The 304-nt window shown below is 36.2% G+C and carries 1 protein-coding gene; it reads left to right on the top strand.

The window, feature by feature from the left end; genetic code table 11:
• Positions 1-304 (top strand): IS3 family transposase (locus tag ACXAF2_RS23520; protein ID WP_475142165.1); only part of this gene is annotated, 304 nt, incomplete at both ends.

The following is a 304-nucleotide window of genomic DNA, read 5'->3' as shown; positions in this document are numbered from 1 at the left end:
TAATCAAAGAAATTTTTGAGAAGAAAGATAAAAAAGCTGGTGCTCTTCAGATTAAAATGTTTATGGAGAATGACCATTCAACCGTCATGAATCCCAAGAAGATTAGACGACTAATGGCTAAATATAATCTTATTACAAAGATTAGAAGAGCTAATCCCTATCGGAAAATGGCTAAGGCGACGAAAGAACACTGCACCTGTCCGAATCTCCTGAATCGTGAATTCAATCAAAATGAGCCAGGCAAAGTACTCCTTACTGACATTACGTATCTTTATTACGGAAAGGGGCAAAAAGCTTATTTATC

Source organism: Rossellomorea sp. ABR4_004, from assembly GCF_056159585.1.
This window is presented reverse-complemented; position numbering and strand designations above follow the sequence as displayed.